The 24,020-nt window shown below is 65.5% G+C and carries 25 protein-coding genes and 1 pseudogene; 7 read left to right on the forward strand and 19 right to left on the reverse strand.

The annotated features are described in order from the left end of the window. Positions 1–8: 8 nt before the first annotated feature. Positions 9–1,034, reverse strand: coding sequence for a TIGR03857 family LLM class F420-dependent oxidoreductase (locus QOC76_RS22485; protein ID WP_526360632.1), 1,026 nt, complete (start codon positions 1,032–1,034; stop codon positions 9–11). 56 nt (positions 1,035–1,090) lie between these two features. Here QOC76_RS22485 and QOC76_RS22490 point away from each other — a divergent pair, with 56 nt between their 5' ends. Beyond that, positions 1,091–2,176 carry a phosphotransferase family protein gene (locus tag QOC76_RS22490; protein WP_526360538.1) on the forward strand — a complete coding sequence of 362 codons (1,086 nt, stop codon included), beginning with the start codon at positions 1,091–1,093 and terminating at the stop codon, positions 2,174–2,176. Between the two features lie 16 nt (positions 2,177–2,192). Here QOC76_RS22490 and QOC76_RS22495 read toward each other — a convergent pair whose 3' ends face one another. The 7 genes from QOC76_RS22495 to QOC76_RS22525 are packed head-to-tail and all read right to left on the reverse strand — an operon-like array spanning position 2,193 to position 7,575. Next, on the reverse strand, positions 2,193–2,999 hold the full coding sequence (locus QOC76_RS22495; protein ID WP_526360540.1) for an NAD(P)-dependent oxidoreductase: 807 nt from the start codon (positions 2,997–2,999) through the stop codon (positions 2,193–2,195). Then, a complete protein-coding gene (locus QOC76_RS22500; RefSeq protein ID WP_526360542.1) occupies positions 2,996–3,973 on the reverse strand; it encodes an alpha/beta hydrolase in 978 nt (325 codons plus the stop codon). Before QOC76_RS22500 ends, QOC76_RS22495 begins: the two co-directional genes overlap by 4 nt. Positions 3,974–3,975: 2 nt before the next feature. Beyond that, entirely contained in the window at positions 3,976–4,557 is a 582-nt protein-coding gene (locus tag QOC76_RS22505; protein WP_526360544.1) for a nuclear transport factor 2 family protein, read from the reverse strand. Between the two features lie 15 nt (positions 4,558–4,572). Beyond that, on the reverse strand, positions 4,573–4,779 hold the full coding sequence (locus QOC76_RS22510) for a hypothetical protein (protein ID WP_526360546.1): 207 nt from the start codon (positions 4,777–4,779) through the stop codon (positions 4,573–4,575). A 12-nt stretch (positions 4,780–4,791) separates the two neighbouring features. Next, entirely contained in the window at positions 4,792–5,238 is a 447-nt protein-coding gene (locus QOC76_RS22515; protein WP_526360548.1) for a Zn-ribbon domain-containing OB-fold protein, read from the reverse strand. Then, a complete protein-coding gene (locus QOC76_RS22520; RefSeq protein WP_526360550.1) occupies positions 5,235–6,434 on the reverse strand; it encodes a thiolase family protein in 1,200 nt (399 codons plus the stop codon). Before QOC76_RS22520 ends, QOC76_RS22515 begins: the two co-directional genes overlap by 4 nt. 4 nt (positions 6,435–6,438) lie before the next feature. Next, positions 6,439–7,575: an amidohydrolase family protein gene (locus QOC76_RS22525; RefSeq protein WP_526360552.1), complete on the reverse strand. Its 1,137-nt coding sequence runs from the start codon at positions 7,573–7,575 to the stop codon at positions 6,439–6,441. A 95-nt stretch (positions 7,576–7,670) separates the two neighbouring features. Here QOC76_RS22525 and QOC76_RS22530 point away from each other — a divergent pair, with 95 nt between their 5' ends. Continuing rightward, positions 7,671–8,357 (forward strand): TetR/AcrR family transcriptional regulator, encoded by a 687-nt coding sequence (locus QOC76_RS22530; RefSeq protein ID WP_526360554.1) that lies wholly within the window; start codon positions 7,671–7,673, stop codon positions 8,355–8,357. A 3-nt stretch (positions 8,358–8,360) separates the two neighbouring features. Here QOC76_RS22530 and QOC76_RS22535 read toward each other — a convergent pair whose 3' ends face one another. Further along, complete coding sequence (locus QOC76_RS22535; RefSeq protein ID WP_526360556.1) at positions 8,361–10,814, reverse strand: CaiB/BaiF CoA-transferase family protein; 2,454 nt, start codon at positions 10,812–10,814, stop codon at positions 8,361–8,363. A gap of 226 nt (positions 10,815–11,040) precedes the next feature. On the opposite strand from QOC76_RS22535, the gene QOC76_RS22540 reads away from it, so the two are divergent. Then, complete coding sequence (locus tag QOC76_RS22540; RefSeq protein WP_526360634.1) at positions 11,041–11,577, forward strand: hotdog domain-containing protein; 537 nt, start codon at positions 11,041–11,043, stop codon at positions 11,575–11,577. 8 nt (positions 11,578–11,585) lie between these two features. Here the strand turns inward: QOC76_RS22540 and QOC76_RS22545 are convergent, their stop codons facing one another. From QOC76_RS22545 to QOC76_RS22590, 10 genes and pseudogenes are all read right to left on the reverse strand, one after another. Then, positions 11,586–12,404 (reverse strand): mycofactocin-coupled SDR family oxidoreductase, encoded by an 819-nt coding sequence (locus tag QOC76_RS22545; protein ID WP_526360558.1) that lies wholly within the window; start codon positions 12,402–12,404, stop codon positions 11,586–11,588. 80 nt (positions 12,405–12,484) lie between these two features. After that, positions 12,485–12,781: an alpha/beta fold hydrolase gene (locus QOC76_RS22550; protein ID WP_526360560.1), complete on the reverse strand. Its 297-nt coding sequence runs from the start codon at positions 12,779–12,781 to the stop codon at positions 12,485–12,487. A 28-nt stretch (positions 12,782–12,809) separates the two neighbouring features. Beyond that, a complete protein-coding gene (locus QOC76_RS22555) occupies positions 12,810–14,279 on the reverse strand; it encodes a class I adenylate-forming enzyme family protein (protein WP_526360562.1) in 1,470 nt (489 codons plus the stop codon). Continuing rightward, positions 14,280–15,431, reverse strand: coding sequence for a thiolase family protein (locus QOC76_RS22560; RefSeq protein ID WP_526360564.1), 1,152 nt, complete (start codon positions 15,429–15,431; stop codon positions 14,280–14,282). Next, a complete protein-coding gene (locus QOC76_RS22565; RefSeq protein ID WP_526360566.1) occupies positions 15,428–16,450 on the reverse strand; it encodes an acyl-CoA dehydrogenase family protein in 1,023 nt (340 codons plus the stop codon). Before QOC76_RS22565 ends, QOC76_RS22560 begins: the two co-directional genes overlap by 4 nt. A gap of 12 nt (positions 16,451–16,462) precedes the next feature. Next, positions 16,463–17,635, reverse strand: a complete 1,173-nt coding sequence (locus QOC76_RS22570) for an acyl-CoA dehydrogenase family protein (RefSeq protein ID WP_526360568.1) — start codon at positions 17,633–17,635, stop codon at positions 16,463–16,465. Positions 17,636–18,037: 402 nt separating this feature from the next. Beyond that, positions 18,038–18,148 (reverse strand): annotated as a pseudogene (locus tag QOC76_RS22575) (CAP domain-containing protein); the annotation flags it as partial. 46 nt (positions 18,149–18,194) lie between these two features. Beyond that, positions 18,195–18,968, reverse strand: a complete 774-nt coding sequence (locus QOC76_RS22580) for an aldolase/citrate lyase family protein (RefSeq protein WP_526360570.1) — start codon at positions 18,966–18,968, stop codon at positions 18,195–18,197. After that, the gene (hpaH, locus tag QOC76_RS22585) at positions 18,965–19,789 is read right to left on the reverse strand and encodes a 2-oxo-hept-4-ene-1,7-dioate hydratase (RefSeq protein ID WP_526360572.1); all 825 of its coding nucleotides are present in this window, start codon (positions 19,787–19,789) and stop codon (positions 18,965–18,967) included. The genes QOC76_RS22580 and hpaH overlap by 4 nt, the downstream gene beginning before the upstream one ends. Continuing rightward, the gene (locus QOC76_RS22590) at positions 19,786–20,694 is read right to left on the reverse strand and encodes an alpha/beta fold hydrolase (protein WP_526360574.1); all 909 of its coding nucleotides are present in this window, start codon (positions 20,692–20,694) and stop codon (positions 19,786–19,788) included. The genes hpaH and QOC76_RS22590 overlap by 4 nt, the downstream gene beginning before the upstream one ends. A gap of 194 nt (positions 20,695–20,888) precedes the next feature. Between QOC76_RS22590 and QOC76_RS22595 the strand changes: the two genes are divergently transcribed. The 4 genes from QOC76_RS22595 to QOC76_RS22610 are packed head-to-tail and all read left to right on the forward strand — an operon-like array spanning position 20,889 to position 24,020. Then, positions 20,889–21,137, forward strand: coding sequence for a hypothetical protein (locus QOC76_RS22595; protein ID WP_526360576.1), 249 nt, complete (start codon positions 20,889–20,891; stop codon positions 21,135–21,137). Then, entirely contained in the window at positions 21,134–22,291 is a 1,158-nt protein-coding gene (locus QOC76_RS22600; protein WP_526360578.1) for a thiolase family protein, read from the forward strand. Before QOC76_RS22595 ends, QOC76_RS22600 begins: the two co-directional genes overlap by 4 nt. Continuing rightward, on the forward strand, positions 22,288–22,734 hold the full coding sequence (locus QOC76_RS22605; protein WP_526360580.1) for a Zn-ribbon domain-containing OB-fold protein: 447 nt from the start codon (positions 22,288–22,290) through the stop codon (positions 22,732–22,734). Before QOC76_RS22600 ends, QOC76_RS22605 begins: the two co-directional genes overlap by 4 nt. Continuing rightward, positions 22,731–24,020, forward strand: a complete 1,290-nt coding sequence (locus QOC76_RS22610; protein WP_526360582.1) for an aromatic ring-hydroxylating oxygenase subunit alpha — start codon at positions 22,731–22,733, stop codon at positions 24,018–24,020. The genes QOC76_RS22605 and QOC76_RS22610 overlap by 4 nt, the downstream gene beginning before the upstream one ends.

Raw genomic sequence — 24,020 nt, forward strand, 5'->3', positions numbered from 1 at the left:
GCCCCCCGTCACGAAAGCAGACTGCTCATCCGATCTGGTGTCATACCGTGCAGCACGAGTTCGTCCGCCCCGGCGTCCCGGTAACGTTCGAACACGTCGAAACATTGACGAGCCGATCCGACCGCCGCAGCGTCGGCGATCCAGCTGTCGGGCAGGCTCGAAACGACGTCGACGAGTTGGCCCCGGGTCAGGACCGAGTCCGCAGAACCCTTCACGCCGGCCAGGATCGGATGGGAACGCAACCGCGTCAACGCATCGGGATCCCAGTTGTTGACCTCCGCCAGCCGCTCCCCCAACCCCGGCAGCTGGTAGTAAGTCACCGCACGGGCGCCGACCACCGCGGACACCTCGCCGCGAGGTAGATCGCACGCGACCACGACGGTGGCATACACCCCGACACTTCCCTCGGGGCGCCCCGCGGCACACTCCGCGTTGCGGACGACACGAACCGAACGTCGGACAGCGTCCGGGGTGAGAAATGGGTGCAGCAGCACGCCGTCAAAGTGCCGGCCCGCCATCGCCAGGCCCCTTGGCCCGATCGCGGCCAACACCAAAGGCGGCACTGGTTGATCGGGAACGTCGTTGAGCCGCAGTGACGGAAACATGCCCGCAGGCCCGTCGTAGCGCACCTTCTCACCCCGGCACAGCCGCCGGAAGATGTCGGCGTGGTCGATCAGCGATGCGTTGGTCGATGGCGGCAGGCCCACCGCGGTCCACATCGCATCGACCGAACGGCCCACGCCGATCATCATGCGGCCACCCGATATGGCCTGTGCGGTCATGGCCAGCGACGCAAGGACAGCGGGATGCCGGGACTGAAAGTGTGTGATGCCGGAAGCGATCCGGATGGTCGTCGTCACCTGGCTGATCGCGCCCGCGAGGACGCCCAGGTCCTTCGTACCCCACCGTTCGCTGAGCCACAGCGTCCGTAGCCCGAGTTGCTGTGCTGCCGCCGCCTGCGGTATCGCTGCCCGGGGATCGGAGACACGCCCCGGCAGCGTGTAGGCGCCGAGCGCCACCCTGCTGGATTCGATGCCCGCCACTCGCCTATTCTGACAGTAGTGTTCACTCATGGCCAGGAGGGCGTTCGGTGGCGTACACACCGGCTAGGGGTGAGCTGGGCGGAGGGGTCCACGAGGTCCTTCGTTCCTGGCTTTCCCCAAGGCTTGCGCCTGCAGGTGCCGAAAGCTTCGACATCTCGTCGTTCAGCAGTCCCGACGCGGGCTACTCCGGTAAGACCGTCTTCTTCACCGCCGAATGGACGGATCTGACAGGGCGTCATCGAACCGAGGATCTCGTGTTGCGGATGCAGGCCGATAGCCATCAGTTGTTTTCCACGCCCGACGCGCCGAGACAGGCCGAGGTGATGCAGCGGCTGCGGCCACACGGTGTGCCTGTCCCGAGAATCGTCGGAATCGAGCGGGACGCTTCGGTTTTGGGATCGCCGTTCTATCTGATGGGTAGGGTCTATGGTCGAACACCGTCGGATGTGCCCAGCTGGCACAAGCGCGGATGGACCGCCGAATTATCTGTGCCCGATCGCGAGCTCCTCTGCGACAACGCGTTACGCGAGCTCGTCGCGGTGCATAGGGTGACCGACGAAGCTGACCTCGAGTTCCTCCGCACAGGCTCCCCCGACGGTCCCACCGCGCTGCAGCGCTACCTGCAGACGTTGTCCGGCTGGTATGAATGGTGCGGCGACGACGTGAAGGTCGGTGCGCAAACACTCGCCCGAGCGTGGACGGTCCTGCTCGACTCGGCCCCGAGAACCGATGCAGAGACGGTGGTGTGGGGTGATGCACGCGTCGGGAATATGTGCTTCGCCGACGATTTATCGGTGGTCGCTCTGTTCGACTGGGAGACCGCCACCACCGGGCCACCCGATATCGATTTGGGTTGGTGGCTGATGTTCGAGACCTTCCTGTGCGAGTCTCTGGGTTTCACCCGGCCACCGGGCGTTCCAGACGACGACGAATTTGTGCGCCGCTACCGGGAATTCGGCGGCACACTGTCCGGTGACATCGGCTACTACCAACTGCTTGCGGCGTTCGTGCTGTCACTGATCAACAACAGGCTCGCGGTGCTGCTGGTGCGCGACGGCCTGGATCACGCCACCGCGCAAAGCTATCCGCAAGCCTCCGTTGGGCTGGTCGAACACTACTTGCAGCAGGCGTAGCACCCGAACTGCGGCCTCACAACTCCAGCGGACCTGAGTGCGCGACGACACCCAGCAATCCGAGGTCTACACCCGCCTCGCCGGCTGCCTCCGCAGCGGCGGCGATGTCCTTGCGCAGAAAAGGCGTGGCCCTCTCGGTGAACTGCTGGATTCCGCCGACGCGATGGGCCTGGGCCGCGGCGTGGCTGGCGCTACTGCAAACCTGCAGCGCGGAGAGTAATGCGTCGTCGTCGACGCCGAGCGCTTGGCCCAATTGCATTGCCGCGGCCAGCAGTTGAGCGTTGCAGGAAAACAGCAGGTTGTTGACGAGCTTGATGGCCAGTGCGCTGCCCAGTTCGCCGGTCGGCACGATCGGGTCGGCATATGCGGCCAGCACCGGCGTCACCGTCTGCACCGCATCGGCCGGTCCGCCGAGCAGCACGGTCAGGGTTCCTGCGCTGATGCTCTCCACGGTGCCGCTGACCGGAGCATCGAGGATGAGCGGCGGCGACGGGTGACTGTCCCGCAGTGTGGTCAGCGTGGACACGGTGCCGGTGGTGTGTGAGAGGAAAACCGCACCCGAACGGGCGTTTGCGACCACACCGTCGGGACCCAGTCCGATCTCGCGAAGCTGGGCGTCGGAGAACAGGCACGAGATCAGGATGTCGCTGCGCCAGGCCAGATCCGCCACCGAATCGGCCAGGGCGGCGCCGTGCGAGGCCACCCGGTCGCGCACCTCGGCCCGGCGGGCGTACACCAGCAGGTCATGACCGGCGGCAAGCAGCCGCGACACCATCGGTTCACCGAGTTGCCCCGCACCGATGAATCCGATGACCTTCGTCATTCAATACTCCCGGACGTGACGGCTCGCACCCACACCCCAATGCGGTCCCAAAGCTGTGCGCGGTGACTCGAGAAGTTATGGCAGTGGCCGGACTTGGGCACCAGGTGCAGAGTGACGTCGGCAGAGGATGTGTAGTTGGCGGGCTCCGCATGGGGATTCGGCGAGACGTCCGTGGCGGCGCCGAACGCGAGGAAAACCGGAACATCGACGCTTCCGGTGTAGTGCTCGACGAAACCGGGCGTGGTGACCTCTGCGGCCGCCCGCACGGGCACACGGCTTTGTGCCGCGGTGTCGGCATCGACGACCGCCTGCGGTACCTCGCCGGCGTAGACCAGTTCGGCGAGATAGTCGCGTGGCGCGATGGTGTGACTGTCGCCGGGGTTAGCGCCGGTGAGTTGGCACGCCGCCTCGATCGTCTGCTGGATCCGCTGTTCGAGTTCGGCTGCATCGGCGGTGTCTTCGTACACGTTGGTGATCTGAACTCCGTAGCCGAGAAGCACGACTGCGTCGTAAGGGTGGGTAGTGGCCTGCACCATCGTGGTCAGGCACGCACCCATCGAATGTCCGACTCCGACCAACGGCGTGGTGGTCGGCGGGACCCCGTCGAGCAATGTCCCATGCCTAAGGCCTTCTCGGACCTGTCGCGCCACTTCGGCGTCGCCCGCGCCAAGCAAGTGCAAGCCGAGCGAACCGGATGCAACGGGGTCGGTGCTCGCACCGATGCCGAGGTGGTCGACGGCGATGACGATGAAGCCGGCATCGGCCAGGTGCTGACCGAAGCTGTACCCGGGATAGCCCTCAATGTCGATGTGCCAGTAGTGCTTGTCGTAGGTGCCGCCGGCGAGACACAGAAGCACGGCAGACGCATCGGCGGGCCGGTCCGGTAGGAACGCCCATGCTGCCTGAGTCAACCGCTCACCCGTTCCCACACCTGCCGTGACGTCGAACGTCAAAGAAACCGGCGCCCCCTGCACGATCAGTGCGACCGAACGCCGAAGTCGATGTCGCGGATGCTGGAGAAGGGGGTGAATCCCTCCTTGCCCAACCAGGACGGGTTGGCCTGATGCTCCGGTTCGGGCCTTGCCCACTCCACCCACGGGCCCCAGTCTTCCCGGCGCAGCTTCTGCCGCAGCGATTGCGGATTCGCCGCCTCGGCCTCGGCGTATTGCGAAGCGAAGCGCTTCATCTCGGCCAATACCCACACATCTTCTTCCGAGCGCCATTTCCCACCGCCGGCGTATTCGATGAACTGATACGACGGAAATTCGATGGGGCCGCCACCGGGTTCTGGGTTGTCGGCCCTGTTGAAGACCTTGTAGGCGACGCGCTCGCCGTCGATGACGTACCAGAGCAGCGGGCTGTACACCTGCGGCGCCGCGCCCATCGTGCCCTCCAGGAACGCGGTGATCTCTTCGGGCCCGGTGAAGGTGCCGTAGAAGTGGTCGAAATAGGTGGCATCGTCGGTGAACAGGTTGGCCCAAGCATGCCAGTCCTCGAGCACCGGGCCCGTCATGAAATAACGCCGGAACTCGCGCTCGACTTCCCCTCGATCAGTCACGATCTCTCCGCTCGCTCAGCTGACACTAGCGGTGTGAATTCTCGCCTGGCGCAGGCCTTCCTGCGGGTCATCGACGACGACGTCCCAGTTGTCACACGAGCAGGTGCACCGGTAGTGATCGTCCTCGGGCAGGATCGCCTGGCCGTCGCACGACCCGCCGGTGTTGGCGATGCTGGTGAGGAACTCCAGCGGCTTCTCGTGCAGCGCACTGTCATCGGACACGTCACTCACTCCTTAAGCGGTCGGTGTATCGACGCGAAAGATGGGGAGCATCCAACCGTCCGATATGGGCGAGAAGTCCACCCGCAAAGACATTCCGATCGACACGTCGGTCGGCGCCACATCGACGATGTTGGACACCAATCTGGCGCCGGGTGCGTCGGGCAGGTCCAGCACCGCAGGCACCAGAAGCAGGTCGGGCATACCGGGAAAGCCGTGGACGACGGCGAAGCTGTAGACGACGGCCTGACCACTGAGCTCGACCCAATCCACCTGTTTCGATTGGCAATTCGGGCAGAACGGAGTCGGGGGCAGCCGGAAGGTACCGCAGTCGGCGCACTGCGGTGCGACCAGCCGACGATCCTTGGCAGCCGCCCAGAACGGCTCTGTGTCCTTGTTGACCGCGATGCGGACGTGCTCGCCGGGGATCGTGGTCGCCAGGGTCGCCTCGACGATGCTCACGCGGCTTTCCCCAGGATCAGGCCGCTGACGGGCAGACTCGCAGGTCCACCGGTGACCAACGCCAGTTCGGCGTCGGGAACCTGATTGATCGCGGTGCCACGCATCTGTTCGACCCCTTCCATGATGTGCGTCATCCCGATGATGTAAGCCTCCGAGAGTTGGCCGCCGTGGGTGTTGACCGGAACAGCGCCTCCGTCAAAGCGAATCGCCCCACTCTCGACGAACGGGCCGCCCTCCCCTTTCGCGCAGAACCCGTAGTCCTCGAGCTGCATGAGCACCATGGGGGTGAAGTGGTCATAGAGCAGAGCCACGTCGACGTCGTCGGCAGTGATGCCGGCCTGTTGGTAGAGCCGAGTAGCGATCGGCTTGTTGCCCGACGACGCGAAGTACTCGTCCGGCATCCCCATCCAGGCGAACGCGCGGCCCCAGTCGCGCACACCGCCGTGCGCGGCGGCGACCACCGGCACCGGCGGCTGGCGTAGATCCTTGGCTCGCTCGGCACTGGTGGTGATGACCGCGACCGCGCCGTCAGTCTCCTGACAGAAATCGTAGAGGCACAACGGTTCTGCGATCATCCGCGCATTGAAGTAGTCGTCCAGGGTGAGCGGCTCCCGGTGCATCGCTTTGGGGCGGTTCATCGCATTGACCCGGGTGGACATGGCGATCTCGGCGAATGCTTCGCGTCGAGTGCCGTAGAGATGCATGTGCCGCCGAGCCAACACCGACATCAGATGGCCCGGCCCGGACAGCCCTGCGGGCTGCAGGAAGGACGTCATGGGGTCGGGCGGCACTGCCGAAAACACGGTTCCCAGACGCTGATTGGACTGTTGAAGCGCCATCAACGTGACCACGACGCTAGCGTCACCCGCGACGATCGCCGCGCGCGCCAGTCCGATCGCGCCCGCCGAACCACCGCCGCCGGAGGTCAGCGCGGCGGTGAACCGGACTTCGGGAATCCCGAGGGTTTCCATGAAGTCCGCCGTGTCCATCTTTTCGGTGTACCCGGCGCTGGCGCCCGAGTAGTAGGCGAACCCGTCGATGTCGGTCACTGCCACCCCGGCATCCTCGCAAGCCGCCAAGATCGCCTCACAGCCGAGCTCGGTGGTGGTTTTCGGCAGCGACGTACCGCGCTTGTAGTAGGGCGTCGCGCCGACGCCCACGATGGCGACGTCGCGCAACCCCGATGTATTTGCCATGCGCTCAGAAGTTTTCGGCGGGGATAGGCGGCACGTCGGGGAAGAGCTCGTAGAACGTCCCCTGGGTGATCCGAAGCCGGGTCTCGTCGCTCACGCCGTCGAACAGCCCCTTCAACGTGTCCTGTGTGTGGCCGAACGTGCCCTCCATGTGCGGGTAGTCGCTGCCGAACATCACGTTCTTGTAGCCCATGTGGTCGTAGGCCGCGACCGCCGTCTCGTCGTGCTGGAACGAGGCATAAACCTGGCTGAACAGGATCTCCTTGGGGTTGCGAGAAAGCTTGGGGCGCACCGCCATGTGGTGCTGCCGGTAGCCCTCCAGCAGTCGGTCACCAAGGAAGGGCACCCACGTCGCGCCCCCCTCGGAGATCAGGACCTTGAGGTTGGGGTGCCGGTCCAGCGCGCCGCCGGCGACCATCTTCATCGCCGCGCGCTGACCCGAGAACGTCGTCTCCGTGTAGTTCATGATCGCGCCACCCGGTCCGCGGTAGACCTGCCCCGCCCCGCCAGATGCACCGCCCACGGTCATGTCGACCGGGTCAGTGCCGATATGGAAGGCGATCACCATGCCGGCTTCCTCGGCGGCAGCCCAGAAGGGCTCCCACTCCTTGCGGTGCCAGTCCGGAGCGCTGGGATGCGGTGTGGTCGGCAGGAAGACTGCCTTGAAGCCTTGTCCTGCCGCCCAGTGCAACTCCTCGACTGCATCCTCGACCACCAGGGTCGACACCTGCGCGGTCACCACGTACCGCGGCGACACCGCGCAGATCTCTTCGAGCGCCCACTCGTTGCTGGCGCGCATGCACGCCTTGAGCAGTTCCGGAGTGCGGAAGGTCGATCCCCACATGCCCAGCGACGGGAAGATCACCTCACCCCAGACACCCTCCTTGTCCAGATCCGCTATCCGGGCCTTGGCGTCGCGGATGCCCTGCGGCTTCATGCTCTCCTCGATGAAGGCTGTCATCGCCGACGACGGCAGCTTGCGCCGGAAGATCTGTCCGTCCACCGAGACGGTCTCGTACTCGCCGTCGGGATCCTTCTCCGCGCGCGGCGTCAGGTCGGCGAGCGCCTTCGGCAACCGGGACTGCCACAGGTCGTCGGGCTCCAGGAAATGCGAATCGCCCGAGTTCGTCCAGATCACGCTCATTAGGTCCTCCAACGGCTGCTGTGCTTCATTCGATGATGGCAGGCCGACGCGCCGAAGTCCAGATTTTCTAATAGATCTGCATTATTATTGTGTGCATGGCGAACGTGGGAGCGGAGCTGACGGCCGTGACGCGCCGTCGCAACTCGTCCGGCGAATCGACCCGCGTGATGCTGATGGAGGTGGCCGAGCGGCTGTTCGCCACCAAGGGCATCGAGGCGGTGACGCTGCGGGAGATCCAACAGGCGGCCGGGCAGTCGAACACGTCGGTGATCCGGTACCACTTCGGCTCCCGCGACGGCCTGATCCGAGCGCTGATCTCCTATCGCCAGGCATCGCTCGGAGCAGACCGACAGGAGATGCTCGCCAGCATGCGTGAGCAGGGTAAGGAAGCCGATCCCCGCGCGGTCGTATGGCTGCTCGCCCGCCCGCTCGCCAACAGCATCGCGGCGGGCGAGATGTTCGCACCGTTTCTGGCGCGGCTCGTGGAGGATCCGCGGGCCCGCAGCGACTACTGGCCGGATCACGTCGAGGACGAGTGGACCCAGGAGCGGTTGGAGGAGCTCGTCGACGCAGCGCTTCAGGACCTGCCCGAGCGGATCCGGCGCGGCCGAACGTTCCAGCTTTACGTCAGCCTGATCAACGTGCTGGCTGCGGCCGCCCGCTCGGGCCACGGGCTCAGCGAGGCGCAGTTGCACAACTACGTCGACACCTGGGTCGGCATGCTCACCGCGCCGGTGTCGTACGAGACCCGCGCTCTGATGAGTGGATCGACCGACGCCTGACTGCTAGCTGCCGCCGACGATTTGGCGTGAGCGCAGGTTGGCGATGCGGGCATCGCCAAGTCCGATCTCGCGCAGCACTGCATCGGTGTGCTGGCCGATCGTGCAGCCCGCTTCGGCCCTGGAACGCGATCGGGAGAACCGGCACAACGGAGCCAGTCGGCGATGCTCCTCGAAAATAGGGCTGTAAGCCTGCACCGCATAGCCCGCCTCGAAGTAGGGGTCGGTCTGCAACACCAGCTCGGAGTTGCTTTCCACCACCTCAACACAGCCGACATCCTGAGCCGTCAGCTCGTCTTCCCACTCCACTTTGCTCTTCGTCGCGAACACCGGCGTCAACGCCTCGATGAGGGCCTCGTCGTGCTCCGCGCGCGATTCGGCACTCGCGAATCGTTCGTCGATATGCAGCTCGACGTAGGGTGCCATGGCCTTTGCCAGTGCAGGCCACTCGTGGGGCAGCGGTGCGGCGAGGAAGACGAAGCCGTCGGCCGCGCGGTACATCCGGTAGAGCGCAGTGAGCCCGAAGTGCTGGTCGTCGGCGGCTTGCATCGTCGGCCGTCCGGCGTATGCCGTGTTGTGTACGACCAGTGCCTGCTGCACGGTGCCAAGCATCGTGGTGACCAGATTGTGGAGCTGGATGCCGCGACGCTTCGCATACAGCGCGACCATCAGCGCCGAGCCGACGCCGTGTGCGGCGATCCCGTCGGATTGCACGGCCGGCACCGCACCACCCGCGTGCAACTTCACCGCCCTGCGGTGCGTGTCGTCCAGGTCGACGGGCGCGTGGCCGTCGTCTTGGCTGTCGATCAACGACAGGCCGGAGGCCGCGCCGATCGAGGGTGCGTAGGCGGCACGGTGCGAAAACGGACCGTCGACGCCGTAGCCGGACGTGGTCACAAATGCCAGGTCGGGATTGACGGCCCGCAGCGATGCCTCGTCGATCTTGGCGCGCTCGGCCGCCTTGCCGCGGAAGCACTGCAGTACCACATCGGAGCGCTTGGCGAGCTCGTAGACCAACTCGAGTCCCTCGGGCTTGGTGAAGTCGATGGCAACACTCTCCTTGCCCTGCAACACCTTTCCGCCGCCGGCTTCGGGAAAGGCGACAAGCGTGCGGATGTTGTCACCCTCAAGCGGCTCGACCTTGATCACGCGCGCGCCAAGCTCGGCCAGCAGAGTGGCACCGTAGGGCCCGGCGAACATGCTTCCGAATTCCAGGACTGTCACGCCCGCCAGCGGCGGGTCGGAACCCAAGTCCCGCGGCGGCGGCGCTGCACCCGTCGCCTCGTCAAAGCTCACCGAGTCGTTGTGTTCGCCGAGTCGCGGAGCAGGACGCAGATCGGTCAACGGCTTACCGTCGGCGTGTATCAGGGTCGAGGGCTGCCGCACCGGACCGAGGTCGGGATCCATCACGGTGACCGCGCGGCCCTCGTGAGCGGTCTGCGGATGGTTCAGCGAGTCGTCGGGACTGCGCAACAGCTCACCGCTGAGATCCTTGTTGACCTCCATCGCCTGCTGCCATTCGGCGAGAGTGCGGGCCCCCACCCGCTCGAGCATCAGGTCCCACCATTCGGTGCGCAGTTCGGGCGTCGGCAGCATCGGAAAGCCCTGCCATTTCGGGTCTGCGATCTCACCCATCAGGTCGAGTTCGGTCAGCCATGCGCCGATCAGCCGGGGAGACACCTGCGCGAACTGCAGCCACCGACCGTCCTTTGTCGGCGCCACCAGCAGCGCATAGATGAGGTACGCCTGGGGACGCCCCTGGTCGTCGTAGGCCGCGTCCATCGGCTCGAATGCACCGGGATAACGCTCCAGCACCATCTCGTAGAACCAGTTGTACGGATCCATCGAGCCCATGCCGGTGACGAGATTCGCTTCCACGATCTGACCGCGGCCGCTGGATTCCCGTTCGAGCAGTGCGGCCAGAATGCCCTGCACCGCAGCGTGAGCCGCGCCCCAGGACGCATACGCTGCGGCAATGTAGGCCGGCCCAGGACGCGCTGTCAGCCCCCGCTTCTCGTGCATGACGCCGGTCTTCGCCATGACCAGCGCTTCCCAACCTTTGTAGTTGCGCCACGGACCGGTCGAGCCCCAGCCGGTGATGGCGCCGACAACGAGTCGCGGATACCGCTCGGCCAACAGCTCAGGGGTCAAGCCGAGGCGCTCGGCCGCAGCCGGCCGCAGCGTGTTGACCATGGCATCGGCTCGGCGCAGCAGCGCACGCAACCGGTCGAGGTCGGAATCGTCGTGCAGGTCGAGGGTGATGCTGCGCTTACCGCGCAGTAGCGCGGGCCACCCCGCGAGTTGCCGAAGCGGACTGCCATCGGGCGGCTCGACCATGATGACGTCGGCGCCGCAATCGGCGAGGAACTGCGTTGCCTGCGCACCCGGCAACGTCGTCGACAGGTCGACCACAACGAGCCCTGCCAGCGGACCGTGCGGCGCCGAATCGACTTCCGGCATTTTCGCCCCCTAGACAGGTGCTCGCGGATCTCAACAGACGTGCTGTGAGGCACGCCACGCCAGCATCTCAGCGACCGAAGTTAATGTCAATGCATTAGTCTCCGGATATGACCGAGTGGTGCGCAACGTGACCGACGACCAGGACCCCCGGGGCGGATTCCCGCCGATGCGGACGTGGCAGGAACCCAGCGTTCGCAGTCCCGGCGGCGGCGCTGAGTACGGCGACATGATCACCGCACTGCGGGACTTCCTCGACGGCGTAGCCGCCGCTGCCCCGACCACCGAGACGACGGTGGCGCTGACGGAGGACTTGCGCGCGTGGACCGATCGGCTCGCAGGAGCCGCGGTCCCGGAGCGCAGGCAGATCTTCGCTCGGCGGCTCGACCTGCCCGGCCGTGGGCAGACCATGTCTCCTAACTTCGTCCCGATCACGGGCGACCATACGAAGGTTGAGGGGAGGGTCACGTTCGGGCGCTACTTCCTCGGCGGGGGTGGCGCCGTACACGGCGGCGCCATCCCACTGCTTTTCGACGAGGTGCTTGGCAGGCTGGCCAGTAGCGGTGATCGGGCCCCCGCACGAACGGCCTATCTGCACACCGACTTCCGTTCCATCACGCCGGTCGACGAAGAGCTTCAGGTGAGCGCCTGGTTCGTCAGCGAGGAGGGCCGCAAACGGATTCTCCGGGCGAGGCTCACTCACGGCGACGTCCTGTGCGCCGAAGCCGAGGGGCTGTTCATCGAGCTGCGCCCGGATCAGCCCTGACATCCTGGCTACGAACGGACGGCAAAGCCGGCGTCGAGCGGCCATGCGGTGCCGGTGATGAACTTCGCCTCGTCGGATACCAGGAAGGCGACGGCGCCCGCGATGTCTTCGGGCATCAGCACCGGGATCGGAAGTGCGTTCTGCATCGCCGTTATCGCGACGTCCTCGGCCGCGACCAGGGCCGCCATCGTCTCGTTCATCACCATGCCGGTGGCCACCCCCGTCGGGTGAATCGTGTTGACGCGGATCGAATGCTGCGCCAGGTGGTTTGCCCACACCTGCATCAGACCCACAAGGCCGCGTTTGGAGGCGGTGTAGGCCTGCGCGCCTGCGCGGTCGGTATTCGGGCCCTTCAGGCCTGCGCTCGAACTGGTGAGCACGATGGAGCCGCCGCGGCCACCCTCGACGAGTTTCGGGATGGCCGCCTCCACGGTGTTCCACACGCCGAACAGGTTGACATCGACGATGTCTCGGAAGATCTGACGGCGGTCGCCACCGCCGCCCAGCCGGATGATGCCGGCATTGGCGATGACGATGTCGAGGCGGCCGAGGTCCTTGACCCCGTCTCCCACGATCTGATCGAGAGCGTCGGCGTCGCGAACGTCGGCCTGATGCGCGATGATTCGGCGCCCCTCGTTCTCGACGAGTTTCACCGTTTCCTCGAGATCGTCCGCGGTGGCGTTCGGGTAGTCCATGGTGTCGATGTCGCGGCAGATGTCCACCGCGATGATGTCCGCGCCCTCTATGGCCAGGCGGACCGCGTGGGCCCGGCCCTGCCCGCGCGCGGCGCCCGTGATCAATGCGACGCGTCCATCCAGATTTCCCATCAAACGCTCCTTATCCGACATACATATATCTATTTAGCCTAGCGTGCTTTGTCGTCTTCGAGAAGACATTCATCGCGCAGTCATCGGTTGCGGATAGCAGCGGCGAGTTGCTCGGGCGCATCGAGCATCACGAAGGCTGAGCTGTAAGGAACCTCGATGAGGGTCGACTGAGGAAAGGCATCGCGCAGGCGGCGGGCGTGATCGAGGGGAAACAGTTTGTCATCGGTACCCCAGGCCAGAGTCACCGGCTTGCCGAAGCTCTCGATTGCTGGTGCGGCGCGAAGGGCCAGCGCCGCATCGAGCTTCCAGGTCGGCACGGCACACCGGAAGCCAGCCCCGGCATCGGTGTACTCGATGTCGAGCCCATCGAGCGTCACGCGTTGAAGTGCCAGCGTAAATCTTCTTTCATGAGGACCGTGGGGTCGCCGCGCGCAGTGCCGCCCGGTCCGGCTTGAGCATCGCCGTCAAGGGCAGCGCATCGACGACCACCACGTCGTCCGGTGCCTTGTAGTCCGCCAACTGGCGGGACACCCAAGCCCGGAGTTCTTGCAGCGTGGGCGGATTCCTCGGATCAATGGGCACGACGAACGCGACACCGATCTCGCCGATCACCGGAGCGGACCGACCTACCACGACTGCCTCTTTTACGTCGGGATGGGCGGCAAGCACTCGTTCGACCTCGACCGGGTGCACGTTGTAGCCACCGCGGATATACATATCGCCAGTCCGGCCGACGATCGACAGGTAGCCGTTCCCGTCGAGCGTTCCGATGTCACCGGTCCGCAGCCAGCCCGCCCGCAGCACCTCCGCGGTCAGCACGGGATTACGCCAGTAGCCGCGCATCACACACGGTCCCCGCACCTCGACGACGCCGCCGTCGTCAACGCGTACCTCCATGCCTGCCGCGGGACGGCCTACCGTCGCGGATTGGATCTCGGGCGGGTCATCGGGCGCCGTTCCGCAGATCGTCGGGCATTCGGTCATCGCATAACGCACGACCAGTGGGACGCCGAACCGTTGCCGGACGCGCCGAACCAGTTCGGGCGAAGCCGGCGCGGTTGCGACGACTCCAATTCGCAGATGCGCCAGCGACTCCCGGCCTACACCCTCGATTTCGAGCAGCTTGGCCCATTGGGTGGGTACCGCACCGGCAACGGTGATTCTCTCCGTGCGCAAGACGTCGAACATGCCCGCGGCCGACCACGGGGCTGGCGGGACCACCAACGTGGTGCCCCACGTCAGTTGATCCCACAGCTTGAACATGTAGCCGGCGTGGGCGAACGGTGTAGACGTGAGTCTGCGGTCAAATGGTGCGCTCATCACACCTGCCGACATCGCGCCGGCTGCCAGGCCTGCGGCGTCGTACACCGCGCCCTTGGGCAGCCCGGTGGTTCCGCTGGTGAAGATCAGGCTCACGGGATCTCGCGGGTTCAATTCCACCGCAGGCAGATCGCCGTGGACGGGGGCGGCGGACATCGATGCACGCGGCAACACGCGACGTCCGCCGGCCGGGATCGCGCCGAGCCGCTCGTCGGCCACGACCAATGACGGATCAGCCCGAGACAGAATCGATTCGATCTCCCGCGGACCAAGTCTCGGGTTCAGCCCGGTGGTGATCGCGCCGATCATCGCCGCCGCCGCATAACACGTCGCATAGTCGATACCCGAGGGCAGCCACAGCGCCACGACGTCACCCTTGTCAACGCCCAACTCCAGGAATTGCGCTGCGACGGCGCGAGCCCGCTCGATCCACTCGGCGAAACTGATCCGTGCGCCCGGTTCGACATAGGCTTCCCGGTCACCATGCACCTGCGCTGCCGCTTCCAACATGGACCGGGTATTCCCGAGATCCGCGCACAACGGCGGCTGATCCATCTAGGGCTCCTCGGCGCCGAGAACCATTGTGCCGCTTGAACAGAACCACCCGCCGGTGCCACTGACGCAGGCGATCTTTGCATCGGGCACCTGTCGCGGTCCGCACTCGCCCCGCAACTGACGAGCAGCCTCGACAAGCAGGAACAATCCGCGCTGACCCGGATGACATGCCGAAAGGCCGCCACCGTCGGTGTTGGTGGGCAGCTCTCCGCCGAGCCGCAACGAACCCTTCTCGACGAAGCGGCCGCCCTCCCCCTTCGGACAGAAGCCGAGGTCTTCGAGCGTGAGCAACAGCATGTAGGTGAACGCGTCGTACAACTCGGCCACATCGACGTCCGCCGGCCGCACCCCGGCACGCGCGAACGCCAGCGGCCCGCTCACGGCGGCGGGTCCGACCGTCATGTCGTCCCACTGCGAGCTCAGCATGTGTGAGGTGGATTCTGCCGCGCCGAGCACCCATACCGGTCGCGATCGCAGATCCTTGGCCCGGTCGGCGTTGACCAGTACCACCGCCGCACCGCCGTCACTGCGAATACAGCAGTGCAGCTTGGTGAAAGGATCGGCGATCATCGGTCCGGCGAGCACATCGTCGATCGAAATCGGCTCACGGTAGTAAGCGTCCGGATTGTCGGCGGCGTTGAATCGTGCCGACACCGCGACCTCGGCGAGCTGCTCGATGGTGGTGCCGTACTGGTGCATGTGCCGACGCGCCGCCATGGCGTACTTCGAGATGAGGGTGTGCCCATAGGGCGCCTCCCACTGCAGCGGCCCGCGCGCACCCCAGTTGATATTCGCGCCGCGCAAGCCCTTCTTGAGGTCGGCGCGCGCAGTCGAACCATAGGTCAGTAGCACGACGTCGGCGTGACCGGCGGTGATCGCGTCGGCCGCGTGCGAAGCCATTACCTCCCATGAGGCACCGCCGACAGCGGTCGAGTCCACCCACCGCGGCCGTAGCCCCAGATACTCGCCCACATCGACAGGAGGCAAGGTGCCCTGGCCGGTCGACGCCAATCCGTCGACATCGGCTGGCGTCAAACCGGCGTCCGCCAGCGCCAAGCGACTGGCCTGTGCCATCAACTCATAGGGACCCTTGTCATCGACGCGGCCCACATCCGATAACGCGACGCCTGCGATGGCGACCTTTGCGTTCACTGTGCGCGGTCCTGCGCCAGCAGTTCGGCGAGAACGTCGGTCGGCTCGCTGAAGAGATGGCGGAAGACGTGGGCACGCTTGAGATAGAGGTGCATGTCGTTTTCGAAGGTGTATCCCATTCCGCCGAACACTTGGATGCCCGCGGCGGCGTTGTCCACGGCGGCAGACCCGGCAACCGTCACGGCTGAAAGCAGTTGCAGCAGAGCGTCGGATCGGCCGGACTCCAGTGCGATCGCCGCGAACAACGTCTGAGCATGAGCGGCCTGCGCAGCGATCTCCATGTTCACGCAGGTGTGTTTGATGGCCTGGTGCATCCCGATGGGCTTGCCGAACTGGACCCGCGTCTTGGCGTATTCGGTCGCCTGCTCCGTTACGGCACTCGCAAGGCCGGTGAGAAAGGCGGCCGACAACGCTACTGCACGACCCCAGATCCACTCGTTGTCGGCCGACAGCCAGTGCACTGGTTCGGCGGATTGCACAGTGGCCGTTGCCATCCGAGTTCCAGGATCGGCCGATTCGACGATGACGGGCCGCCCGAACGAGGCGATATCGACCAGCGCCGCCCCCTCGCGCGCGACCACGAGCGCATACCGAGCATCGACATGATCGAACAGGTCGAAGGTGCCTTTGATCGGTCTCACGTCACCGTCGCCGCGCAACACCGCTAGTGAGACCAGGGCCTTCCCCGAACCGATCTGGTCGGCGAGTGCACTATCGCCACATCTCGCTGCGATCCGCGCCGCGAGGGTGGTGGCGAGGAACGGTCCGGGTGCCAGGTTCCTGCCCAGTTCGACGTGCAACAGCGCCTCATCACCGAGGGGCCGACCCGAGCCGCCGAACTCTTCTGGCAAGCCCAGCGTCAGTAGGCCCAGTTCCGCGCCCTCGCGCCAGATTCGTTGCGACACAGCCGATTGTGCGTCCCGGTCGGCGCGGATTCGTTCGATCGGCATCCGGTCGGACAGGAACTCACCCGCGGCCGAGACGAGCTCGAGCTGTTCAGGCCCGGGCAGCAGATCCATGACCTTCTCCTGTCATCGCGGCAGACCCAGCACGCGTTCACCGATGATGTTGCGCTGGATTTCCGATGTCCCGCCTCCGATGGCCTGCGAGAACGAGTAGTAGTAATAGCCCGCCCAGCCGTCCGCGTCCCACCGCGACGACCGCCGGATCGCCGCGGGGCCGACGACGTCCATCGCCAGCTTGCCGATCTCCTTGGCCAGTTCGGCATACATCAGCTTCACGATCGAGCCGCGCGGGCCGGGCGTCTCGGTCTTCATCGCCTCGCAGATGTTGGTGTAGGTCAACGCCCGCAGCGACGCGACAGAGGCGCGAGCCCTTGCCAGTCGTCTGGCGATCTCATCGTCGGCGATCGCAGGTCGACGACCGTCGGGGCCGACGTGATCACGGGCGTAGTCGATCAGGTCCTCGATGATCTTGGCGAGCCGCACCTGGTTCGCGGTGAACGCGGTACCCCGCTCGAACGACAACGTCGCCATCGCGACCGACCAGCCTTCGCCGACCTCGCCCACCACATTCGACATGGGGATCCGGACGTTGTCGTAGAACACCTCGCAAAACTCTGAACCGCCTTCAATGGTCTCGATGGGGCGTACCTCGATACCCGGCGTCGACATGTCGCAAATGACCCATGTGATTCCGGTGTGCTTGCTACCGCTGTTGTCCGTGCGCACCAGCAATTCCTGGTAGTCGGCAACGGTGGCGAAGCTTGTCCACAGCTTCTGCCCCGACACCACCAATTCGTCGCCGTCGATCACCGCCTTGGTCCGCAGCGCAGCCAGATCCGAGCCTGCTTCGGGTTCAGAGAAGCCCTGACACCAGATGACGTCGCCGCGCAGGATCTTCGGAAGGTGAAACGATTTCTGATCCTCGGCGGCCCGGGTGATCAACGTGGGTCCGGCGTGTGAAAGCCCGACGAAACATGCGTCGATCCCGGGAAAGCCGCGTGCGGCGTATTCCTCGTACCAGATCAGCTGCTGCAGCAGGGTCAGCCCCTTGCCTCCGTACGCGGTCGGCCACGCGATGCCCGCCCAGCCGCCCTCCCACTGGGTGCGCTGCCACGCCAGGTCGTACTCGCGGATGCCTGCGTCGTCGCGAGGCCTTGGCTCGGTCGGCTTGTTCTCATCCAGCCAGGTTCGGACCCGGTCGCGGAACTGCTCTTGATCCGGTGAGAACTCCAGGTCCATAACGCCCGAGTATAAGTGACACAACAGTCAGAAATAAAGCTCCAGCATCGAATTCCACCTAGGAACGTGTAGTGGTTCCCATGTCGATTGTGACGCGCAAGTCAGATACGCCGGTGAGCACAGTCGGCGGCGACGCTGCCAGTCAACGGCCAAACGGACTTATCCACCGTCTGGATTTCATCCACAGGCCTTGCCTGTTGCCTCATGTCAAGATGCGGTCTGGGCAAATGCGAACGCTGCAACTACACCAAAGAATCACCGGGCTGGCAGGTCGTTGCTGGTGACGACGAGAAGGGCGTCCATACAGCTGAATTCACCACACCCGCCGGACACCACTACCGATCCACCGCACCACCGAGGCCTGGCCCACGAGCGCGCCAGGCCTGATGCGGGCCGATCGTCCTAAACGGGCGGGTATGCGGGCGGCGGATAGGCGCCGCGCAATATCCACGCGAACCAATTGACGCCGTACTCCAGCTCGTCGCTCGCGTCGTAGTCGGGATTGGGATCCATCCAACAACCATAACGGCCAAACAGCTAGATAGTTATAGCTTTGTTCTTACGGTTCGCGGCCACCGCGATACCGGGCCGCCAGCTGATCGGCGCCGCGGGCGAGCAAAGCAACGTCGGCGCCGACGAGAACGAACCTCGCGCCGGCCGCGAGATACCGCTGCGCGAACGTCGGGTTGAACGCGTTAACCCCCGCGCTCTTGCCATGCTCGACGATTTCGTTCAGTGCGGTTTCGATGGTGCCCACCACCTCCGGGTGCTCGGGCTGGCCGAGGCGGCCCATGGACGCAGCCAGGTCGGCGGGTCCGATGAACACCGCGTCGAGACCATCGACGTCCGCGATATCGCCAAGTGCCGCCAGGCCGGCCGTCGATTCGACCTGAACTGTCAACGACACACCTTGATCGGCGGTAGCGAGATAGTCGGTGATGCGATTCCACCGCGACGCCCGCGCCAGCGCGCTACCCACCCCCCTGATACCGGCGGGCGGATAGCGGGTGGCAGCGACGGCGGCGGCCGCCTCCTCGGGGCCGTCGATCATCGGCACGATGATGTTCTGTGCGCCGATGTCGAGCAGCCGCTTGATGTAGACCGGGTCGGCCGCGGGCGGTCGCACCACGACGTCGACGTCCGGGTAGCCGGCCAGCACCTGCAGCTGGTCCAACGTGGTGCGCAGATCGTTGGGGGCATGCTCATGGTCGATCAGTACCCAGTCGATGCCCGACCCCGCGCAGATCTCGGTGACATAGCTACTACCTGAAGCCACCCAAAGGCCGAATCGGGGACGGCCTTCGCCGATTCGCTCGGCCCACCGGTTCGTCACCGCTGTGGCTCCCGGTCGAAGGTCACCGACACCGTGCCCTGCGGGCCGTAGTCGGCAACGAAAGTGTCGCCGGGCTCGGCGAACACCGGCTTGGTGAACGACCCGGACAGGATAACCTCGCCAGCACACAAGGAAACCCCATGCGGGGCAAGACGATTCGCCAGCCAGGCGACGCCGTTCCCAGGATGGTCGAGCACCGCGGCGGCCACCCCGGATTCTTCGATCGTGCCGTTGCGTCTCAACACTGCCGCCACCCACGGCAAGTCGACGTCGAGCGGCCGAAACTCCCGTCCGCCAAGGACCAGCCCGGCGTCGGCCGCGTTGTCTGCGATGGTGTCGACGATCGTGCGCAGATGACCGGTCTCGGGGTCGGACATCTGTACCCGGGCGTCGAGAATCTCCATTGCCGGCCTGACGAACTCGGTCGCGCGCAGCACCTCGGAAAGCGTGACGTCCGGCCCGCACAACGGCTCGCCAAGGACGAACGCCAACTCCACCTCGACTCGCGGACGAATAAAGCGACCGGGCGGCACCCGGCCGCCGTCGTCGACGAACATGTCATCGAAGAGCGCCCCGTAGTCGGGCTCGTCGATCGACACCGCGCGCTGCATGACCTTCGAGGTCAGTCCGATCTTGCGGCCCTTCACCACCCGTCCGTCGGCGACCTTGAGTTCGACCAGCTCACGCTGAACCGCATAGGCGTCGTCGATCGTCATCTCCGGATAGTCCAGTGACAGTTGCCGGATCGGCTTGCGCTCCTGCTCGGCTGTGTAGAGCCGACGAGCGATGTCGGCGATCTCCCCCGGCCCGGGCCGCGTCATCGGCGCAGGAACGAGACAGCGGCAGGATTGAACGATTCGGGGTCCTCGAAGTGCGGCCAATGCCGCACCTCGGGCATCTCGAACACCTCCGAGTTCGGGATCAGCCCGGCGATCGAGGCGGCCGTCTCTTGATAGACGCCGTGGTCTCTCCCTGAGGCGACGATCATCACCGGTGCGGTGATGCCTCGCCATTTCTCCTCGGGGATGAGGTTGCGGTCGCGCGCGGCGGCGTCCTGCAGGATCAACAGACGATCAATTGTCTTGCGGGTGTCGTCGCGCTGATAGACGGCCTGGCGCAGGCCGATCAGGTCGGGCAGCCGGTTGGCCTCTTCGGCGATTAGATGCGCGAACACCGCGTGAAGGGACTCCCACGTCGGTTCGTTGACCGCCTTCGTGCGTTCGGCACGGATCCTTGCCATGTTCGACGCCGTGGCCTCCTTGCCCGCCGGCGACATCAGGATGACCTTCTCAACGCGATCGGGATGGCTCACGGCGATCGTCGAGGCGACCCACGCGCCCAGCGACATCCCGATCAAATGTGCCCGCGCCATGCCGAAGTGATCCATCACGCCGAGCACATGGTCGATGTAGACCGCGATCTCGTAGTCGTAGTCGGGCTTGTCGGAGAACCCGTTCCCGATCATGTCGATCGCCACGCAGTGAAAGTGCTCGGAAAGTGCCGCGAGATTGGGTGCGAACGTCTCCCAGTGCCCGCCGGTCCCGTGCAGCAGGACAATATGTGGCTTCTCCGGTGAGCCGGCCTCGGCATAGCGCGTGCGTACGGCCGCCCCGTTGACCCGTACCTCGGTGAAGCCCTGCCGGAACTCGAGCTCCTTGAGGTACATCCAGATGCTGCGGTAGTCATTCGTGTCGATCACAGCGCCGGGCACGGCGGTGTCGGTCATGCTGCTCCTTTGGGACTTGTTTCTGACAGATGTGTCGCCTCTGTGGTTCCAGCGTTCCTGCAGCCAGTCTGCATGTTGACCGCTATCTCGTGCAATACTCGATCCGCGTTCGGACATTGATTCTGACACTAGTATGCGGTAATACTGTGTGGGTATTCACCGATTCAGCCAACCTGCGCAGAAAGCCCATCGCCATGGACGCATCGAGCGGCAATCCGAAGCGCCGCGAACTGGCGATCCTGATCAACGAGTTCGCGGCCGTGCGACTGTGGCTCGACAGGAACGGCAATGGCCCACGGCTGTTGGTCGAGGATCTCGAGACCGGCGACGAGGCCTTCCTTGACCCACTCGAGCTGTCCAGCTTCACGGTGGCCACGGCGGAGGATCGGGAAGACTGGCTGAGGGTCGGCAACTACCGCGGTGAACGGAAGCCCAGGAAATGAGCGACAGAGACAGCGTCGCCATCGTCGGCATGGGGATGACACCGATGTCACTGGTGCCCGGCGGGACTCCCCTGCAGTTGGCGTGCGAGGCGACCGCCTCGGCGCTCGCCGACGCGGGCATCGAACTGGCCGATGTGGACGGGCTGCTGGTCGGGTCCTCGCAGGGGGTGCGGCCCGACCGGTTGGGCGTGGGCTTCGCCGCCCAGGGTGGGTTCGGCAATCTGCGACTGTTGGAGCACGTCGAAATAAAGGGCGCCACCACGATCGCGATGGTCGAGCGCGCCCGCAAAGCCATCGCGGACGCAGAAGCGGCCACGGTGGTGTGCGTATTCGCCGACGCCCCACTCGTCGCGGATAAAGGGTCGGGTTCGACGTACGCCCACAGCGGCGGCAATACCGGCACACGCGGTATGGAACGAGCGTCGGGCCTACTGGGCTCGGTCCCGACCTACGCGTTACTGGCCCAGCGTTGGCTCCACGTCACCGGTACCTCCGCCGATGCGCTGGCTGCGGTGGCGACCACGGCTCGGCGCTGGGCGACGGGCAACCCAGACGCGGTCAGCCGCGAACCGCTCGACTCCGACGGTTATGCGGCCAGCCCGATGATCGCCGAACCATTGCGTCTGCTTGACTGCGCACGGCCGGTCAATGGCGCTGTGGCAGTGGTTCTTTCGGGCCGAGATTCGATTGGCGCGACCCGGCTGCGGATTCTCGGAACAGGTCGCGATCATCCCGTGCGGCGCCGCCGCGCCGGTGCGGAGTCATGGTTCGGCGGAGGCCGCCGCGCCGTAGACGACGCGCTCGATGAGGCCGGTATCACGCGCGCCGAGCTCGACATCGCCGAGCTGTACGACCCGTTCTCGATTGTGACGCTGGCCCTGCTCGACGAGTACCGGCTCACCGGCGATACCCCCGCGGGCGTCTTCATGCAGGACGGTCGGGCCGGCCCAGGCGGAGTGCTGCCGGTGAACACCGGCGGCGGCCAACTCTCCGGCTTCTACCTGCAGGGCATGACACCGTTGGCCGAGGCAGTGATCCAGCTTCGTGGGGTCGGCGGAGATCGTCAGGTCCCCGACGCCACCGTGGCGCTGGTCGGCGGGATAGGCGGTCGGATGGATCACCATGCCGCGCTGATACTGGAGCGAGCGGCATGACGGCCCTCACGACGTCGGCCCGCCAGGACTGGCTGCTCGAACCCGCGCTGGCGCCTGCGATCAACGGCGACGCCCTTCGCCCGCTCTACGACGCCGCGGCGCGCGGCGACCTCGCGCTGCCCTTCTGCGCAGGCTGCGAATTAGCGCTCGAACTCGAACAGCAGACCTGCGATGCCTGCGGTCGCACCGAACCCGTTTGGAGACAAGTGCACCCGCGCGGGATCGTGCACGCAGCGACGATGATGCACCGACGGGAAGCGGGACTGGTGCGCGCCACCGACCCCTACCCCATCGTCGACGTCGAGATGGACAGCGGTCATCGGATCATCATGACCACCCTTACACCGACCGATGCCGCACCGCGCATCGGTGCCACCGTGCACGTCGCATTTCGTCGCCTCGGCGACGTGGCGATCCCCGCAGTCAACCTGGAGGCCGAGTGACGACTCTCGAGACAACAACGTCCGCCGAGGATTTCGATGCGGCCACCGTCGTTCGCAGCGACCGCGTGCACGGCTCGGTCTACACCTCGCCGGAGATCTTCCGCCGTGAGATGGACACCATCTTCAAGACCGGCTGGGTATACGTCGCGCACGAAAGCGAAGTCAACGAGCCGGGCGATTACCTCACCCGGATGATCGGATCGGATCCCGTCGTCGTGGTGCGCGGCAAGGACGGTGTTGTGCGTGTGCTGCTGAACCGCTGCACACACCGCGCGAACAAACTGTGCAATGCCGACAAGGGCAACGCCAACTCGTTTCGCTGCCCTTATCACGGCTGGACGTTCAGCAACACCGGCGCGCTGCAAGGTGTTCCGATGCGCGAAGGCTACGGAGAGGGGTTCGCCGAGGTGCGCGCCGACCTGGGCCTGGCGCAGGCGCCCAGGATCGACAGCTATGGCGGATTCGTGTTCGCCTCGCTGGCGGCCGACGGCGTCTCGCTGTCCGAGCACCTCGGAGGGGCGACGCACGCGATCGACCGGCTGTTGAACCTGTCCCCCGACCGCAGCATCGACCTGCGGGCCAACTGGATGAAGCACCTCCATCACGCCAACTGGAAGATGGTGGTGGAGAACAACGTCGACGGCTACCACGCGCTGTTCACCCACGCATCGGTGTATGACGCCATCAAGCCGGCGAAGGTGTCCCATGTCCCGACCAAGGTCGACGTTCTGGTCCGCGACATCGGCGGCGGCCATTCGGAGATCGACTACAGCGACGAATACCGAAAGCTGGACGAGGAATTCGTGTGGTACGGCCGTATCCCGCGGGCCAAGCTGGCGGGTTATGTCGACGCCCTCGAGAGGGCCTACGGCCCCGATCAGGCGCACGATGCACTGGTGGTCGGTCCCCCGCACACTTTGATCTGGCCGAACCTGTTTCTGGCGGAGATGAACGTGATGTTCGTCGAACCACAAGCTCCCGACCGCACGATCGCCTATACCACCGCGGTGTTGATCCCCGGCCATGACGATCTCAACGAACGCACGCTGCGGCGCTCCGAGGGCGCGATGGGACCCGCGGGCTTCCTGATCGCCGACGACGGGGAGATCGGGATGCGCAACCAGGCCGGGCTCGCGGCCGAACTGCCGGAGTGGCTGATGCTGGCGCGCGGGATGGACGACGACATCACCGACGAGACCGGAATCATCAACCGCGACAAGAGCGCCGAGACGCCACAACGGGGCTTCTACTCGCAATGGGCCGCAGTAGTCGGCGGAAAGTCCTGA

Origin of the sequence: Mycobacterium sp. (assembly GCF_032159565.1) — a bacterium.
GTDB lineage: Bacteria > Actinomycetota > Actinomycetes > Mycobacteriales > Mycobacteriaceae > Mycobacterium.

Coding starts and splice junctions, on each gene's coding strand:
- QOC76_RS22495 (WP_526360540.1), bottom strand. CDS start 2,999: ATGACGAAGGTCATCGGATTCATCGGTGCGGGGCAACTCGGTGAACCG.
- QOC76_RS22520 (WP_526360550.1), bottom strand. CDS start 6,434: ATGGCAAATACATCGGGGTTGCGCGACGTCGCCATCGTGGGCGTCGGC.
- QOC76_RS22525 (WP_526360552.1), bottom strand. CDS start 7,575: ATGAGCGTGATCTGGACGAACTCGGGCGATTCGCATTTCCTGGAGCCC.
- QOC76_RS22530 (WP_526360554.1), top strand. CDS start 7,671: ATGGCGAACGTGGGAGCGGAGCTGACGGCCGTGACGCGCCGTCGCAAC.
- QOC76_RS22535 (WP_526360556.1), bottom strand. CDS start 10,814: ATGCCGGAAGTCGATTCGGCGCCGCACGGTCCGCTGGCAGGGCTCGTT.
- QOC76_RS22540 (WP_526360634.1), top strand. CDS start 11,041: ATGATCACCGCACTGCGGGACTTCCTCGACGGCGTAGCCGCCGCTGCC.
- QOC76_RS22545 (WP_526360558.1), bottom strand. CDS start 12,404: ATGGGAAATCTGGATGGACGCGTCGCATTGATCACGGGCGCCGCGCGC.
- QOC76_RS22555 (WP_526360562.1), bottom strand. CDS start 14,279: ATGGATCAGCCGCCGTTGTGCGCGGATCTCGGGAATACCCGGTCCATG.
- QOC76_RS22565 (WP_526360566.1), bottom strand. CDS start 16,450: ATGGATCTGCTGCCCGGGCCTGAACAGCTCGAGCTCGTCTCGGCCGCG.
- QOC76_RS22570 (WP_526360568.1), bottom strand. CDS start 17,635: ATGGACCTGGAGTTCTCACCGGATCAAGAGCAGTTCCGCGACCGGGTC.
- hpaH (WP_526360572.1), bottom strand. CDS start 19,789: ATGACGCGGCCCGGGCCGGGGGAGATCGCCGACATCGCTCGTCGGCTC.
- QOC76_RS22590 (WP_526360574.1), bottom strand. CDS start 20,694: ATGACCGACACCGCCGTGCCCGGCGCTGTGATCGACACGAATGACTAC.
- QOC76_RS22595 (WP_526360576.1), top strand. CDS start 20,889: ATGGACGCATCGAGCGGCAATCCGAAGCGCCGCGAACTGGCGATCCTG.
- QOC76_RS22600 (WP_526360578.1), top strand. CDS start 21,134: ATGAGCGACAGAGACAGCGTCGCCATCGTCGGCATGGGGATGACACCG.
- QOC76_RS22605 (WP_526360580.1), top strand. CDS start 22,288: ATGACGGCCCTCACGACGTCGGCCCGCCAGGACTGGCTGCTCGAACCC.